Annotated in this window: 18 protein-coding genes and 1 pseudogene; all 19 read left to right on the top strand. The window is 32.2% G+C overall.

The window, feature by feature from the left end:
• The first annotated feature begins 26 nt into the window (after positions 1 to 26).
• The 19 genes and pseudogenes from prsW (at position 27) to menG (ending at position 16,460) form a co-directional block, all read left to right on the top strand.
• Positions 27 to 686, top strand: coding sequence for a glutamic-type intramembrane protease PrsW (gene prsW / locus ACFOZ1_RS07615; protein WP_390197871.1), 660 nt, complete (start codon positions 27 to 29; stop codon positions 684 to 686).
• 273 nt (positions 687 to 959) lie between these two features.
• Positions 960 to 1,859, top strand: a complete 900-nt coding sequence (gene sleB, locus ACFOZ1_RS07610) for a spore cortex-lytic enzyme (protein ID WP_390197868.1) — start codon at positions 960 to 962, stop codon at positions 1,857 to 1,859.
• Between the two features lie 15 nt (positions 1,860 to 1,874).
• Positions 1,875 to 3,206, top strand: coding sequence for a germination protein YpeB (ypeB, locus tag ACFOZ1_RS07605; RefSeq protein WP_390197865.1), 1,332 nt, complete (start codon positions 1,875 to 1,877; stop codon positions 3,204 to 3,206).
• Positions 3,207 to 3,324: 118 nt separating this feature from the next.
• The gene (locus tag ACFOZ1_RS07600) at positions 3,325 to 3,993 is read left to right on the top strand and encodes a flagellar brake protein (protein WP_390197862.1); all 669 of its coding nucleotides are present in this window, start codon (positions 3,325 to 3,327) and stop codon (positions 3,991 to 3,993) included.
• Between the two features lies 1 nt (position 3,994).
• Complete coding sequence (gene cmk, locus ACFOZ1_RS07595) at positions 3,995 to 4,657, top strand: (d)CMP kinase (protein WP_390197860.1); 663 nt, start codon at positions 3,995 to 3,997, stop codon at positions 4,655 to 4,657.
• Between the two features lie 3 nt (positions 4,658 to 4,660).
• Entirely contained in the window at positions 4,661 to 5,239 is a 579-nt protein-coding gene (locus tag ACFOZ1_RS07590) for a lysophospholipid acyltransferase family protein (protein WP_390197857.1), read from the top strand.
• Positions 5,240 to 5,335: 96 nt separating this feature from the next.
• Positions 5,336 to 6,477: pseudogene (gene rpsA / locus ACFOZ1_RS07585) on the top strand (30S ribosomal protein S1).
• Between the two features lie 251 nt (positions 6,478 to 6,728).
• Positions 6,729 to 7,328: a YphA family membrane protein gene (locus ACFOZ1_RS16485; RefSeq protein ID WP_465253838.1), complete on the top strand. Its 600-nt coding sequence runs from the start codon at positions 6,729 to 6,731 to the stop codon at positions 7,326 to 7,328.
• On the top strand, positions 7,325 to 8,209 hold the full coding sequence (locus tag ACFOZ1_RS07580; protein ID WP_390197854.1) for a YIEGIA family protein: 885 nt from the start codon (positions 7,325 to 7,327) through the stop codon (positions 8,207 to 8,209). The genes ACFOZ1_RS16485 and ACFOZ1_RS07580 overlap by 4 nt, the downstream gene beginning before the upstream one ends.
• Before the next feature lie 6 nt (positions 8,210 to 8,215).
• Positions 8,216 to 8,401: a capping complex subunit for YIEGIA gene (locus tag ACFOZ1_RS07575; RefSeq protein WP_390197852.1), complete on the top strand. Its 186-nt coding sequence runs from the start codon at positions 8,216 to 8,218 to the stop codon at positions 8,399 to 8,401.
• A 155-nt stretch (positions 8,402 to 8,556) separates the two neighbouring features.
• Positions 8,557 to 9,867 carry a ribosome biogenesis GTPase Der gene (gene der / locus ACFOZ1_RS07570; protein ID WP_390197849.1) on the top strand — a complete coding sequence of 437 codons (1,311 nt, stop codon included), beginning with the start codon at positions 8,557 to 8,559 and terminating at the stop codon, positions 9,865 to 9,867.
• Positions 9,868 to 9,878: 11 nt separating this feature from the next.
• The gene (locus ACFOZ1_RS07565) at positions 9,879 to 10,919 is read left to right on the top strand and encodes an NAD(P)H-dependent glycerol-3-phosphate dehydrogenase (RefSeq protein ID WP_390197846.1); all 1,041 of its coding nucleotides are present in this window, start codon (positions 9,879 to 9,881) and stop codon (positions 10,917 to 10,919) included.
• Positions 10,920 to 10,975: 56 nt separating this feature from the next.
• Positions 10,976 to 11,236 (top strand): stage VI sporulation protein F, encoded by a 261-nt coding sequence (locus ACFOZ1_RS07560; RefSeq protein WP_390197843.1) that lies wholly within the window; start codon positions 10,976 to 10,978, stop codon positions 11,234 to 11,236.
• Positions 11,237 to 11,462: 226 nt separating this feature from the next.
• Positions 11,463 to 11,660: a DUF2768 domain-containing protein gene (locus ACFOZ1_RS07555; protein ID WP_390197840.1), complete on the top strand. Its 198-nt coding sequence runs from the start codon at positions 11,463 to 11,465 to the stop codon at positions 11,658 to 11,660.
• Positions 11,661 to 11,678: 18 nt separating this feature from the next.
• Positions 11,679 to 12,407 (top strand): hypothetical protein, encoded by a 729-nt coding sequence (locus ACFOZ1_RS07550; RefSeq protein ID WP_390197836.1) that lies wholly within the window; start codon positions 11,679 to 11,681, stop codon positions 12,405 to 12,407.
• Between the two features lie 264 nt (positions 12,408 to 12,671).
• Positions 12,672 to 14,150, top strand: a complete 1,479-nt coding sequence (gene spoIVA / locus ACFOZ1_RS07545; protein ID WP_390197834.1) for a stage IV sporulation protein A — start codon at positions 12,672 to 12,674, stop codon at positions 14,148 to 14,150.
• 395 nt (positions 14,151 to 14,545) lie between these two features.
• Positions 14,546 to 14,818 carry an HU family DNA-binding protein gene (locus ACFOZ1_RS07540; protein WP_035721086.1) on the top strand — a complete coding sequence of 91 codons (273 nt, stop codon included), beginning with the start codon at positions 14,546 to 14,548 and terminating at the stop codon, positions 14,816 to 14,818.
• Positions 14,819 to 14,964: 146 nt separating this feature from the next.
• Entirely contained in the window at positions 14,965 to 15,753 is a 789-nt protein-coding gene (locus tag ACFOZ1_RS07535; RefSeq protein ID WP_390197831.1) for a heptaprenyl diphosphate synthase component 1, read from the top strand.
• Positions 15,750 to 16,460, top strand: a complete 711-nt coding sequence (gene menG / locus ACFOZ1_RS07530) for a demethylmenaquinone methyltransferase (protein WP_390197828.1) — start codon at positions 15,750 to 15,752, stop codon at positions 16,458 to 16,460. The genes ACFOZ1_RS07535 and menG overlap by 4 nt, the downstream gene beginning before the upstream one ends.
• The last annotated feature ends 2 nt before the right edge of the window (positions 16,461 to 16,462 follow it).

The following is a 16,462-nucleotide window of genomic DNA, read 5'->3' as shown; positions in this document are numbered from 1 at the left end:
TTATTGATTTGAAAGTAGGTGCGTAGTTGATTACATTAATATCAGCAGGTTTAGCACCTGCCTTTGCTTTACTCTCATTTTTCTATTTGCGTGATGAATATGAATTAGAACCGATATTTGCAATTTTTAGAACTTTTATTTATGGTGCACTCTTAGTTTTTCCAATTATGTTTATTCAATTTGCCTTTACAGAAGAAAATATCTTACAATCCGATTTTTTAAAAAGCTATATCATTTATGGTACTTTTGAAGAATTTTTCAAATGGTTTATTTTTCTATTTACCACATATAAATATTCAAAGTTTTCTAATGTATATGATGGTATTGTCTATGGTGTGTCCATTAGCTTAGGATTTGCGACAGTTGAGAATTTATTGTATCTATTTGCACATGGAATTGAATACGCGATAACTAGAGCGTTGTTTCCTGTTTCCTCACATGCTATATTTGGAGTGATAATGGGATACTACATGGGGCGCGCTAAATTCAAGAGCAAAAAGTCAGGATACCATCTATTTATTGCTTTAATCATACCAGTTTTTTTACATGGAACGTATGATTTTATTCTAGTAACAGTAACACGTTCATGGGTTTATTGGCTAATCCCGTTTATGACTATTTTATGGTTATATGGGTTAAGAAAAGTAAAAAAGGCAAATGAGTATACAAAATTATACACGATATAATCATGATTTGTCTAATAATCAAGCATCATAATACGTAGAATGAGAAAAAGAGTATAAAACAGGTGTATTCTACATGAATGAAATCATATTCTTAAGAAAGAAAGTATTTGCTTCAATTGAGGTGAATACTTTCTTTTTATGGTTAATTTTATAATTCATGCATATTTTGATGAGAAATAATAAATGCTACTTAGTAAATTAATGTAATTATCCCATAAACCCAGATAGAAGTATGGACATAATGTAATGAACAAATATTAGGAGGCATTTAAGATGAAACAGCTTAAACTAATGATAATATTAGTAACTTGTTTACCATTGTTTCTTGTATATGTGCAACCATCTGAAGTAAAAGGATTTACTAGCCAGGTAATTCAGCATGGTGCAACAGGAAATGATGTAATTGAATTACAAGCGAGGCTTCAATATTTAGGTTTTTATAATGGAAATATTGATGGAGTCTTTGGGTGGGGAACATACTGGGCTTTGAGAAATTTTCAATATGAATTTGGATTAGATATTGATGGATTAGCAGGAGAAGAAACAAAAGCCAAACTAACAAAAGCAAGTAATTATGATAAAAATTATGTAATAGAACAAATTGAAAAAGGGAAGGATTTTACACATTATGGTGGAGTAGATAAGAATAAACAAACAGAGCCGTCAAAAAATAATAAAAAACCGAACAATCAAAACAATACATCAGCTAATGAAAATAATAACAATAATTCAGCAAATCAAGACCAAAATAAAAATACAGATTCAACAACGAATGAAAAAGATATGGAACCAACGGCTGTTAATGTACCACAAGGATTCTCTCAAAATGACATTACTTTAATGGCCAATGCTGTTCATGGAGAAGCGCGTGGAGAACCTTATGAAGGGCAAGTAGCAGTCGCAGCAGTTATTTTAAACAGGGTAGAGAGTCCGACTTTTCCTAATACCGTGTCTGGAGTCATTTTTGAACCAAGGGCCTTTACTGCAGTAAGTGACGGACAAATATGGTTAACACCAAATGATTCTGCTAGAAGAGCCGTGCTTGATGCAATAAATGGTTGGGATCCTACAGGAGAAGCTATTTATTATTTTAATCCAAATACTGCTACATCAAGTTGGATTTGGTCTAGACCACAAATAAAACAGATAGGTAAACATATTTTTTGTATGTAATTTGGAGGTGATTAGATGTTTCGTTGGTTATTAATAGGTTTATTGAGCATATCAGTAGTAGGTGTAAGTGTTTGGGGGTATCAAGAACATCAAGAAAAAAATGCGATTTTGATACAAGCAGAGAATGATTATCAGAGGTCATTTCACGATTTAACTTACTATATTGATTTATTACATGATAAGATAGGTTCTACATTAGCAATGAATAGTAAAGAACAAATATCACCACAATTAGCAGAAATATGGCGGATCACATCTTTAGCACATAATGATGTCGGCCAATTACCATTGACTTTAATTCCTTTTAATAAAACAGAAGAATTTTTGTCAGAGATGGGTGATTTTAGTTATAGAGTAGCAATTCGTGATTTGGAGAAAAGCCCACTTACAGATGAGGAATTACAATCATTTGAATCATTATACAAAATGTCTAGTCAAATTGAATCAGAATTACGTAAAGTCCAAAATTTAGTGTTAAATGACAATTTAAGATGGATGGATGTTCAATTAGCCTTAATAAATAATGATGATCAAGCAGATAATACGATTATCGACGGTTTTAAAACAGTTGAAAAAACAGTAGAAGGCTATTCTGAAGGAAAATTAAATGCGAGTCTTATGGGAACATCTAGTAAAAAAGATGGATTTCAAATGTTAGGTGATAAAAAAGTTACAGAAGAACAAGCAGAAAAGAAGTTCAGAGACTTAATGGATTTAGATAAAGATACTGAAGTCTCTATAACTAAAACAGGTGATGGTGCGAATATTCCGACATATAGTTTTTCATTTAGCAAAGAAGATTTGTCAGGATATGGAGATATTTCTCAAAATGGTGGTTATCCAATCACCATCATGTTAAATCGAGAAGTAAAAGATGCTGAAATCAGTTTGCATGAAGGGATGAACAAAGCAAAAAAATATTTAACGAATTTTCCATTCGATGATTTAGCATTAATAGAGAGTAACCAATATGATAATGTTGGTGTGTATCACTTTGTTCCAAGTCAAGATGACGTATGGATTTATCCTGATGCTATTCAAGTGAAAGTAGCATTAGATAACGGAAGTATCCTTGGTTTTGTAGGGAAAGATTATTATGAGAACCATAAAGAAAGAAAGATACCATCAGATATTATCTCAGTGGAAGATGCAAAATCTAAAGTAAATCCGAAGTTGAAAATTGAAGATCAACATATGGCTATTATTGAGAACGATTTAGGCGAAGAAGTAATCACACATGTTTTTTTGGGTACATTAAATAACGACACATACAAGATATTTATTAATGCAATCAATGAGAGAGAAGAAAGAGTCGAAAAATTAAAACAAGCTGAAACGAAATATTAAATGGAGAAGGAAAGAATGTCCCTTCTCTCTTTTTTTTGTGGTAATATAGTAATGGGATTACAATAATCTAATTTCATTGACGAAACAGAGAATTTTTAAAAACAGGAAGAGGATGAAATTGCTAAAAAATGGGGCTTTTTTACAATTAAAAATGTATAAAAAAGATAATGATACAGATAAAGAACTGGATGTCTTTACTTTCAAATGTAAAATAATTGAAATAATTGGTGACAATATCACTGTTGATTTACCTACAAATGAATACACAGGAAAGACTACGCTGCTACCTAAAGATACAATGTTAGAAATTAGTTGTGTAAGAGATAATAGTGTGTACATATTCCCAGCAAAAGTGATAGGTAAAAAAATGGATAATATACCTTGTTTGGTATTTTATTATATGAAAGATAAAGTAAAAAAAATTCAAAGAAGAGAATTTGTACGAATTAATGCACTATTGGATATTTCCATTAAAAGTACACAGAAGAAATTTAAAGATTTTACCACCTTAACTCGAGATATTAGCGGTGGAGGTTTATCTGTCATTATTAACAAAAACCAAACATTTGAAAAAGATGATTATTTAGATTTATTAGTGGTATTACCACTTGGTGAAAGTATAGAATATATAAAGGTGAATGGAAGTGTTGTACGAGTACATGAGGAAGAGGCAAAATCGATATTATCCATTAAATTTTCTGATATCATGTTACAAGATCAACAGAAAATTGTTAAATACTGTTATTTAGAACAAGTAAAGATGAAACGTAAAGAAAGAGGTATGTAAAATGAAAAATAAAATTGCTATTGCTATAGATGGACCCGCAGCTGCAGGGAAGAGTACTGTCGCCAAATTAGTTGCAGAACAAATGGGATATATATATGTAGATACAGGTGCAATGTACCGAGCGATAACGTATGTAACAATAAAAAATAATATCTCTCCAGATAATAGTTCTGCAATCTTAAATGAGTTAAAGAAAAGTGATATTACTTTAACGAAAGAGTTTGATGTCTTTATAAATGGTGAAAATGTTACAGATGAAATTAGATCGAATGAAGTGACACAATTAGTCTCTAAAATTGCATCTATTCCAGAAGTGAGAAAAGAAATGGTTCAAAGACAACAGCAATTAGTACGTAACAGAGGCATTGTTATGGATGGTCGAGATATTGGTACACATGTCATTCCAGATGCGGAAGTGAAAATCTTCCTAATTGCTAGTGTGGATGAGAGGGCAATAAGAAGACATTCGGAAAATAAAAATAAAGGGATTCCTTCTGATGTGGAGAAATTAAAAATAGAGATAGCCCAAAGAGATAAACAAGATATGGAAAGAGTAACGTCGCCATTAAAAAAAGCTGAAGATGCAATAGAAATTGATACAACGCAGCTTTCTATCAAAGATGTTGTGAACCAAATTATTAAAATCGTAGAGCAAGAGGTGTAAGAGATGAGTTTTTATACATTTGCAAGATCTGTTGTAAAGTTAGTTCTAAAACCAAAATTCAAAGTAGTTGTTAAAGGAACAGAAAATATTCCAAAAGATGGACCAATTATTATTTGCTCTAATCATATTTCTAATTTTGATCCTCCAATTGTTGGTATTACATGCCCACGAGAAATACACTTTTTAGCAAAAGAAGAATTATTTAAAAATAAAATCTTAGCTTTTATTTTACGTCATGTGCATGCTTTTCCAATTAAACGTGGTATGAAAGATAGAAATGCCTTGAGACAAGGATTAAATGTATTAAAAGAAGGAAATGTTTTAGGTTTATTTCCAGAGGGTACAAGAAGTAAAACTGGTGAAATTAAAAAAGGTTTGGCAGGTGCAGGGTTTTTCGCATTAAGATCTGAGGCACGTATCATTCCGTGTGCGATTATTGGTGAATATCAGTCGAAGTCCCCACTTATTGTATCCTATGGTAAACCAATGGACTTAAGTAAAATGAGAGAGGAAAAAGCTTCCGCTCAAGAGGTAACTGATGTTATAATGGAAGAGATTAGAAAACTTAAAGAAATTGGGTAATTTCAATGATTATGACTTGACAAATGAGTCTAATTATTAGAAGTTAGTAAAAAGCACATATAATTTTTGTGTTGTAATTTGAAGGAGGTCTTTGTCATGGAAGAGATGAACCAAGAAATTTCCGAAATGAAAGAACTTTCCGTTGGCGATATTGTCAAAGGAAAAGTAATTAAAGTAGAGGAGAAACATGCATTAGTTGATATTGGATACAAAGTGGAAGGCATTGTACCAATAAGTGAACTTTCTGCATTACGCATTGAAAGCGCTAGTGATGTTGTCAATGTTGGTGACGAGTTAGAATTACAAGTAAAGAAAGTGGAAGATGAAGAAATTGTACTTTCTAAAAAAGCACTCGTTGCTGAAAAAGCTTGGGAAGATCTACAACAAAAATTCGATGCAAATGAAACTATTGAAGCAGAAGTGAAAGATGTAGTTAAAGGCGGTTTAGTTGTAGATGTCGGTTTGAGAGGCTTCATTCCAGCATCACTAGTAGAAACGCATTATGTAGAAGATTTTTCAGATTATAAAGATAAATCTTTAACATTGAAAATTGTAGAATTAGACAAAGAACAAAATCGTATTATTCTTTCTCATCGCGCAGTATTAGAAGAAGAAACAACACAGAAGAAATCTGAGTTACTAGAGAGTCTAGAAGTAGGACAAGAGATTGAAGGTGTAGTTCAACGTATCACAGACTTCGGTGTATTTGTAGACATTGGCGGAATGGATGGTTTAGTACATATTTCACAATTATCACATGCACATGTAGAAAAGCATCTGATGTTGTAACTGAAGGCGATGCATTAAAAGTAAAAGTATTAGCTGTCGATAAAGAAAATGAACGTATTTCATTATCTCACAAAGAGACATTACCTGGTCCTTGGAGTAACATTGAATCAAGTATTCCTGTTAATAGTGTTGTAACTGGTACTGTTAAAAGACTCGTGAATTTCGGAGCTTTTGTTGAAGTATTGCCTGGTGTAGAAGGACTTGTACACATTTCACAAATATCTACTCAACATATTGGCACGCCTGCTGAAGTATTAGAAGTAGGTCAACAAGTAGAAGTAAAAGTACTAGAAGTAAACGAACAAGAAAAAAGAGTTTCTTTAAGTATAAAAGAAATAGAGTCAGAAAAAAATGACCAAGAATTAAAGAAATATGAAGCAGATGATGAACAGTCCGGTTTTCAATTAGGTGACATGATTGGAAATAAATTAGACAAATTTAAAAATTAAAAAACATTTAAGTAGACATCTCAAAATCAGAGGTGTCTTTTTTTATACACTAGGAAATTATACAATCAGCACTTGTATACAAAGTAACGTGTGGAGAGTGAGTAATAAGTCATCCTTGATGCGTAATTCCAAGTGGATTTAATATTTCTGAAATCCAATATTAATTTCTTATCTTTAAAAGTTCTATCGAATGTGTATAATCAGAGTATTATTTTGTACTATTGTTGTGCATACTATTAGTGGTGATGTGAATGGAAGATTATGTGTACTTATGGCTTTTATGGATATTACTATGTCTAATTACTTTTTTTATGGAACAAAGTAAAGAACGATCATTGTACCTTATTGGATGCTTAATAACTATCTGTGTCTTACCATATCAAATGAACATCCATTTGTTTACTATACAAATTACACATATATGGGTGTTGCTATTCAGTCATTTATTATTAATAGGTATCCAATTAAAAATAAGGCAATACTTCTATATAATACTGATAGCATATATTTATACTATTTATTTTTTATGGTATTTAACCAGTCCTGTATTTTCTCATATTGCTTTTCTCATTTTTGGAATAATAGGAGCAATACTTTTACTATATTGGACCGGCGATACCTTTCATCAAAAAGTTCGTATTTGGCTTTCTAGTATTGCTATAGGTCAGGCATTGTATATGTGTATATGTGCGAGTTATTATTTAGAAAGTAGTTATTCTTATGAGTACTTTTATGCATTTTTTACTATTGTGATAACTATCTTAAGTATTTTTGAAATATGGAATGTATTATTAAAAAAAGTGGAACACTACCTACAAATAATTGAAGCAAAAAAGAGGTGTTCTACATGAATGAATATACATATCCTATTCTGTTCGGAGTAATTATCGGTACAATTGCAAGAATGATTATGCTTAAAACAGATTATCGTCAATATCCCACATATTTGCACGGTAAAATAATACATTTAGCGCTAGGCTTTATTGCTGCGGGTTTAGGAGCTGTAGCAGTACCAGCTATCATGGAAAAAGAATTTACTGCGATTACTTTTCTAACTATAGCTGCGTCGCAATTTAGAGAAGTGCGTAATATGGAACGAAATACATTATCAGAATTAGACGGATATGAACTTGTCCCAAGAGGAAAGACCTATATTGAAGGCATTGCAGTTGCTTTTGAAAGCAGAAATTACTTGGTAATCTTCACATCTTTAGTTACAACGTTGTCCTTTTTAGTTTGGAATGTTTATGTAGCAATAATTGTCACAATTATATGTTATATAATCATCCGTAAGATTATGAGTGGATCCACGTTAGGAGATATTGTTGATATAGAGCCATCTAATGTTACGTTTGATGGAGCGGGTTTATATGTAGATAATATTTATATAATGAACATCGGGTTACCAGAAAGACAAAAAGAAATTTTGGAATATGGAATGGGTTTTGTACTAATTCCAAAAACGTTTGATGTAAGATCAACAATAGCAAATTTAGGACAAAGACAAGCAATTCTTCACGATGTATCCGTTTCTTTAGGTGTTTTTAGAGACTCTGGTACACCTGCATTAGTTCCATTGATTAAACGAGACTTAGATGATGGACGTATTGGTGTATTTATTCTGCCACAAGATAAAGATGTTGAGAAAGCAATTAAAGTAATTAGTTCTGTCCCTGTATTAGAAAATGCTATAAGAATGCCATCAGAATCAAAAGCGAATCAAAAGGAGTGATTATCATTGCAAATTGAGAAAGCAATATTAGCAACAATAACAACAAATAAACAAAAAGTAACTGCAGGAGCTTCTATCTTTATTTGTGAAACATCAGAAGAAATGGAAAAAGTTGCTGCAAACCTAGAAGCAATATTAGACGGAATAAGTCATGCATTAAGTGATGAACTTTATATAATTGTTAAACATTAACTATAATATTATTATGTAAACTAAAAGGGATAAACTTGTCTTACATAGTTAGTTTGTGGTAATTTAATAAAAGTGATATTTAAAAATTAAAAGTAATGATTCATTATTCTGCAAGAAATATCATAAGAAATTTAATATAGGAAGGAAGTGCCTTCATGAGAAATTCAGTTGTAGCAATTGTTGGAAGGCCTAATGTAGGTAAATCTACAATTTTTAATCGATTAGTCGGAGAAAGAATATCCATAGTAGAAGATATCCCAGGTGTCACACGAGATCGAATTTATGCAAAAGCGGAATGGCTGAATCATTCATTTCGTTTAATTGACACAGGTGGAATTGAAATTGGTGATGAGCCTCTCTTAATACAAATGCGAGAACAAGCAGAGGTTGCAATAAGAGAAGCAGATGTTATTGTATTCATGGTAAATGGCCGTGAAGGAATTACTGCGGCAGACGAAGAAGTCGCAAAAATGTTATTTAAATCAAACAAACCAATCGTACTAGCAGTAAATAAAGTAGATAATCCTGAAATGAGAGAACAAATATATGAATTTTATTCATTAGGATTCGGAGAACCATATCCAATATCAGGGACACACGGTCTTGGTTTAGGTGATTTATTAGACCGAGTAGTGGAATTATTCCCAGAACGTGAGAATATTGACGAAGGACCTGACGTGATTCATTTTAGTTTAATAGGTAGACCAAATGTAGGAAAATCCTCACTTGTTAATGCCATTTTAAATGAAGAAAGAGTAATTGTCAGTGATATTGCGGGAACAACTAGAGATGCAATTGACACATCTTTTACGAAAGAAGGAAAAGATTTCGTCATCATTGATACAGCAGGTATGCGAAAACGAGGAAAAATCTATGAAACTACTGAAAAATACAGTATTTTGCGTGCGCTAAAGGCAATTGAGCGTTCCGATGTTGTTTTAACATTAATTGATGCAGACACAGGTATCATTGAACAAGATAAAAAAATTGCAGGTTATGCACATCAAGCAGGGAAAGCTGTTGTTATTGTAGTAAATAAATGGGATACAATTGAGCAACACGATAAAGCGATAAAGGAATTTGAAGAAGAGATACGTGCACATTTTCAATTTTTAGACTATGCACCAATTATTTATTTGTCTGCTAAAACAAAGAAGCGAATTCATACACTGCTTCCGAAGATTTTAGAAGCAAGTGAAAATCATACAAAACGTGTAGAAACAAATGTATTGAATGATGTGATTATGGATGCATTAGCGATTAATCCAACACCAACGAAGAACGGAAAGAGACTGAAAGTACTTTATGCTACCCAAGTTGCAATTCAACCGCCAACATTTGTTGTTTTTGTAAATGATCCAGAATTAATGCACTTTTCTTATGAAAGGTTCTTAGAAAATAAAATAAGAGAAGCGTTTGGATTTGAAGGGACACCAATAAAAATATATGCAAGAAGACGTAGTTAGAGGTGAATAGAGTGGCGAATGTTACAGTATTAGGTGCAGGTAGTTGGGGTACAGCACTTGCTATGGTATTATGTGATAATCATCATAGAGTACGTTTATGGACACATAACGAAAGACACAAAATAGAAATGGAAAGAACGAAACAAAACAAAAAGTACTTACCTGATGTTACATTACCTGATGAATTAGAATTTGAACATGATTTATCTGAAGCATTGCATAGTGTAGATGTGATTATATTAGTAGTTCCAACAAAAGCAATTCGAGAAACGTGTAAGAAAATTATTCCTTTTATCAATTCAAATACAATCATTGTACATGGTTCAAAAGGTATTGAGCCGCAAACACATATGAGAATTTCTGAAATGATTGCGCAAGAGCTAACAGAAGCTAAATATCATTCCATTGTAGCTCTTTCTGGTCCAAGTCATGCAGAGGAAGTTAGTTTAAGGCATCCAACTACAGTTACAGCAGCGTCCAGTAATCTCAATAGTGCAAGATATACACAAGATTTATTTATGACAGACTATTTTAGAGTATACACAAGTAAAGATATTGTGGGTGTAGAACTTGGAGGAGCATTAAAGAATATCATTGCATTAGGTGCAGGTATTTCAGATGGCTTAGGATATGGTGATAATGCGAAAGCAGCGCTAATTACAAGAGGATTAGCTGAAATTACACGACTGGCAACAGTAAAGGGCGCAAACCCATTAACTTTCATAGGATTGTCAGGTGTTGGAGATCTAATTGTAACATGTACGAGTGTCCATAGTAGAAATTGGCGTGCTGGAAATATGTTAGGAAAGGGTCATCGCTTAGAAACAGTTTTGGAAGAAATGGGCATGACTGTTGAAGGTGTTAGAACGACAGAAGCTGTGCATCAATTGGCTCAAAAATTGAACGTGAAAATGCCAATTACGAATGGTATTTATGATGTGATTTTTAACAAAAAATCTGCAAAAAAAGTGGTGGATGACTTGATGTCTAGAGATCGTACGACAGAAATTGAGGATATTGCCGCAATTCTTACAAATAGATATTCTGATTAACTTTATTGTATACCTCTGCATACTATAGAAAGAAATCTATAGTTAGGAGGAAAAATATGAGTGATTTTAAGAATAACGCATTTGATCAAATTCAAAAAAAATCCAATATTAATCCAGATCAGATTATGAAAGTAGCAAAATCAGTACAAAATGCGGATTTTTCTGATGAAGCTACTGTAAGAAATTTAGTGAAGCAACTTGCAAAAATGTCAGGCAAACCAGTTTCTAAAGAGAAAGAAGATAAAATTGTTCGAGCAATTACTAATAATAATATGCCATCAGATATGAATACATTAAGCAAATTATTTAAAAAGTAATATAATAGGCACTTGAGGATGCAATGTGAAATTGCTTCGCATAGAATAAATCGCACAAGCATTCACTTTCAGGGTGCAAGTGGGTATTTGTTTAGTCAAATCCGAAGTAGATTTTGCCCCATCTGCTTCGGCTTTTTTATGATTTAGGAATCTATAAATTTAACATTTCGGTTAGTTATATTATACTTATAAATAAAGCAATATAGAAGAACAGGGGGAATTTAATATGTCACCATCCATGCTCATGATGTGGATATCTTTTGCTGGAATGTTCGCACTAATTTTGGCTATTGGATTAATTTTATTAAGTAGATATAAATTAAGCGGGTTTTTAGCAGGGTTTGTTGCATTTTTAGCTTATATTTTTTTAATTGTAGGGGGATTAATAATTGCTTTTGTTGTGTTGAGAGGTCCCACTGCATAAACAAGAAGGAGTATTTGAATGATTACACGTAGAATTACTTGTATGTTCTTTTTTTTGATAGTTTTGACTGGGTGTATGTATCCAGAAGATGAGCTGGCACAAAATCAGATTTCAAATGATACACAATTGCAAGTTGTACAACATGCAGTTGATCAATATGTGGAAAGAAAAAATGGTTTTATTCCTATTGTTACCAAAGATAATGACACACCAATTTATTTAAAATATGTAATTGATTTTAATTTATTAAAAAGTGAAAGCTTAATTCAATCTATACCACCTACTGCATTTGAAGCAGGTGGAACATACCAATATATTTTAATTGATGTAGAAGAAAATCCAACAGTCAAAGTAGTAGATTTAAAAGTTGCAGACCAAATGAGACAGGTGCAACAGAATTTAAATATTTATATCAGTGAACATACATATCCACCATTCGGAGAAAAAGTTACAGAAAGCATATATACATTAAATCATGAAGCGCTTCGTTTAGATAAACCACCATTTGTTATAAGTCCATACTCAGGTAAAAACTTACCTATATTAATACAAACTAATGGGGAATTAATTATAGATTATCGAATGGATTTGTATCAGTTTATGAATGAATATGAACACACATATGTAGCTGAAGATGATTTAAGGAAGTTAATTACCGACAATCATCCAATAGCGCCTGCATATTCCATTCCGTATACAATTATAGATGGAGAGCCTCAATTTGTAGAAAATCTAAATGAAAAGTGAATATAAGGAAATATAAAGCCCCGAAGAGACGATTGCTACTGTCTCTTCGGGGCTATTTTTTTATATCATTATAAGTTGACGAACTCTCAAAACTTTTAAAAACTTTTTTGTATATTTAAGAGAATATATACATAGGATTTTAAAGAAGAAAAAAGATTTTCAATTACTCATGAATTATTAGCATAATTTAATAGGACAACATCATAAAATAACAGTGTCAATGATTCGAGTAATTTTAAGTTGAATAGATCGGGAGGGGATCACTTGGAAAGGGTAGATATCTTTAAAGATATTTCAAAACGCACGAACGGGGATATTTATTTAGGTGTAGTAGGAGCTGTAAGAACAGGGAAATCGACTTTCATTAAGAAATTCATGGAAAAAACGGTATTACCAAATATTCCAAATGAGAGTGATCGATTAAGAGCACAAGATGAATTACCTCAGAGTGCTGCAGGAAAAACAATTATGACAACAGAACCGAAATTTATCCCAAATCAAGCAGTAAAATTACAAGTAGAAGATGGATTAGAGGTAAATGTAAGATTGGTAGATTGTGTCGGCTATACAGTCAAAGGTGCACAAGGATTTGAAGATGAAAACGGGCCAAGAATGATTCATACTCCATGGTACGAAGAACCTATTCCATTCCATGATGCTGCGGAAATAGGTACAAGAAAGGTTATTCAAGAACATTCTACAATGGGAATTGTTGTAACAACTGATGGTACGATTGGTGAAATACCTAGAGAAGATTATATTGAAGCAGAAACTCGCATTGTTGAAGAACTAAAAGAAGTAGGAAAACCTTTTATTATGGTTGTAAATTCTGTACAGCCATATCGACAAGAAACGGAATTGTTAAGACAAGAACTAGCTGAACGATTTGATATCCCAGTAATTGCGATGAGTGTAGAAAGCATGACAGAACATGATGTAAACAATGTATTAAGAGAAGTGCTATATGAGTTCCCTGTATTAGAAGTAAATGTGAATTTACCTAGTTGGGTGTTAGTTCTTGATGATAACCACTGGTTACGTAAGAATTATCAATTAGCGATTGAAGAAACTGTAAAAGACATTAAACGACTAAGAGATGTAGACAATGTGATTGGATATTTTGATCAATATGATTATATTGAGCATGCACAGTTGGCAGGGATTGAAATGGGGGAAGGTATTGCAGATATAGATTTGCATGCACCAAATGAACTATATGACCAAGTGCTAAAAGAGATTGTAGGTGAAGAAATTAGAGGGAAAGATCATTTACTACAACTCATGCAAGAATTTACTAAAGCTAAGAAAGAATATGATCAGATTGCAGATGCGTTACAAATGGTAAAACAAACAGGATACGGTGTTGCAGCGCCAGCGCTAGAAGATATGGTTTTAGAAGAGCCGGAGATTATTAGACAAGGACCTCGATTCGGAGTGAGATTAAAAGCTGTAGCGCCATCCATTCACATGATAAAAGTAGACGTAGAATCAGAGTTTGCTCCAATAATAGGAACAGAAAAGCAAAGTGAAGAATTAGTTCGCTATCTCATGCAAGATTTTGAAGATGATCCATTATCTATTTGGCAGTCCGATATCTTTGGACGCTCATTGAGTTCCATCGTGCGTGAAGGAATTCAAGGGAAATTATCATTAATGCCTGAAAATGCTCGTTTTAAACTTAAAGAAACGTTAGAAAGAATTATAAATGAAGGTTCAGGAGGATTAATAGCAATTATACTTTAATCACTCTAATGCTATCAAAAAGCGTTATGCTAAATTGCGTTACGCTTTTTTTGTTTTCAAAAAAGCAATGTTAAGCCAGATTAAAAAAAAACTTATAAATTGTATTTTTTTTGTGAATAATGAATACTAGAGTTGTTGTGAAATGTGATGAAATATTGATATATCAATATTTGAAATCACTTGCATAGTTAAAACTTGTGTGATAATATTTTTCTTAATTCAATATATTATTATTTTAAAAGTTAAATTTTCTTTATAAAATAATGATTTTTTGTTGAATTATATCAAAAAAACAGTTATTATAAGCCTTGTCATCATTGAAGTGGTGACAAAAAGCTATAAAACCAGTACAACTTGATGATTTTTATAGCTCAATTTGGGAGGAGGTGAATGTCATGAATAAAACAGATCTAATTAACGCTGTTGCTGAAAAAAGCGAACTTTCTAAAAAAGACGCTACAAAAGCAGTTGATGCGGTTTTCGAATCTATCATGGATTCACTTAAAGATGGAGAAAAAGTTCAATTAATCGGTTTCGGTAATTTCGAAGTACGTGAGCGTGCTGCACGTAAAGGTCGTAACCCACAAACTGGGGATGAAATTGAAATTCCAGCAAGCAAAGTTCCTGCTTTTAAACCAGGTAAAGCCCTTAAAGATATCGTTAAATAATAAGGTATTTACATACGGGCAAAAGGGTGCATAATTATATGCACCCTTTTTTTTATATAGAATTACCGTATGAGAAGTGAAATATGGAAAGTTATGATATACTATGGTATTATGAGAAGTATTTAATTTAGAAGTGCGGTGATTTTTTGGAGACGAAACAAATAATTAATAAGTACAATCAATTAATACATAATTATATCCAACAAGAATATTTAAATAGATGTATTCCAAAACCAACGATCGAAGAACATAAAATACTTGCATTATATTCTCTAGTAAAAGATAAACACTTACATGAAGAATATATTGTTAGCGCATTGTTAGTACAGCTGGCTTTAAATACCCATGACACCATAAATAAAAAATCTCATTCAAACTCTTCAAAAAATATAAAAAGACAACAATTGACTGTGTTAGCAGGAGATTATTACTCAGGCATTTATTATCATCTATTAGCTAAAGCCAAAGAAGTAAAGTTTATCAAGGAGTTAGCAAGTGCAATTTTCGAAATCACTGAAAAAAAAGCAACATTATATTATTCTACATATTCATTGTTTGACCAGTTGTTAGAAGCATATATAGAAGTAGATACAGCTATAGTAAACAAAGTTGCTCGTTATTTGCAGATAGATAAAGGCTTAGATTATATGAATGATTGGTTACTTCTCCATAAATTAATTATAGAGTACAAATTAGTAAAAGAGGAGAAAGAATCCTTTTTTCAGCTATTAACAACACAAAATTGCACTCAAGTGACAACGCTTGTTGAATTGGAACATTGTATACATAATAAAATAATACAGTTGAGAGAGAAACTTCATAACTATGATCAAGACGTGTCTAAAGAAATAGATTTTTTAAGAAACATGTATCATCAAGATACTAAAGAAATCGTTATTGTTAATTCATTATTGGAAGAGGGCTTATCAAAATGAAACAACCATCAAAAGAAGAAAGAGTACATCAAGTTTTTGAGAAAATTTACAGTAATTATGATCATATGAATTCTATCATCTCGTTTCAACGACATGTAAAATGGCGTAACGATGTAATGAAAAGAATGGATGTAAAAAAAGGAGCAAAAGCTTTAGATGTATGTTGTGGTACTGGAGACTGGTCTTTCTCTTTAGCAAATGCTGTAGGAACATCAGGTGAAGTGATTGGATTGGATTTTAGCAAGAATATGTTATCCATCGCAGAAAAACGAAATGAGTCCTCAAAACAATCTCAATTAACCTTTATGCATGGCAATGCAATGGAGTTGCCATTTGAAGATAATTCTTTTGACTATGTAACGATAGGCTTCGGTTTACGCAATGTCCCAGACTATTTAAAGGTGCTACAAGAAATGTATAGAGTAGTAAAACCTGGGGGGATTGTTGTATGTTTAGAAACATCACAACCAACTACACCGGTGTTTCGTCAATTATACTATTTTTATTTTAAAAATATTATGCCGTTGTTTGGTAAGTTATTTGCGAAAAGTTACAAAGAATACGCATGGTTGCACGAATCGGCTAAAGACTTCCCAGGGAAGGAAGAATTAAAGCAATTATTTAAACAAGCTGGTTTAACAAATATTCAAGTGAAAAGTTACACTGGTGGTGTTGCTGCAATGCATATGGGGGAAAAGAAAGTTTAAAG

The sequence above is a fragment of the Gracilibacillus marinus genome, from assembly GCF_042651725.1.
Lineage (GTDB): Bacteria > Bacillota > Bacilli > Bacillales > Amphibacillaceae > Gracilibacillus > Gracilibacillus marinus.
This window is presented reverse-complemented; position numbering and strand designations above follow the sequence as displayed.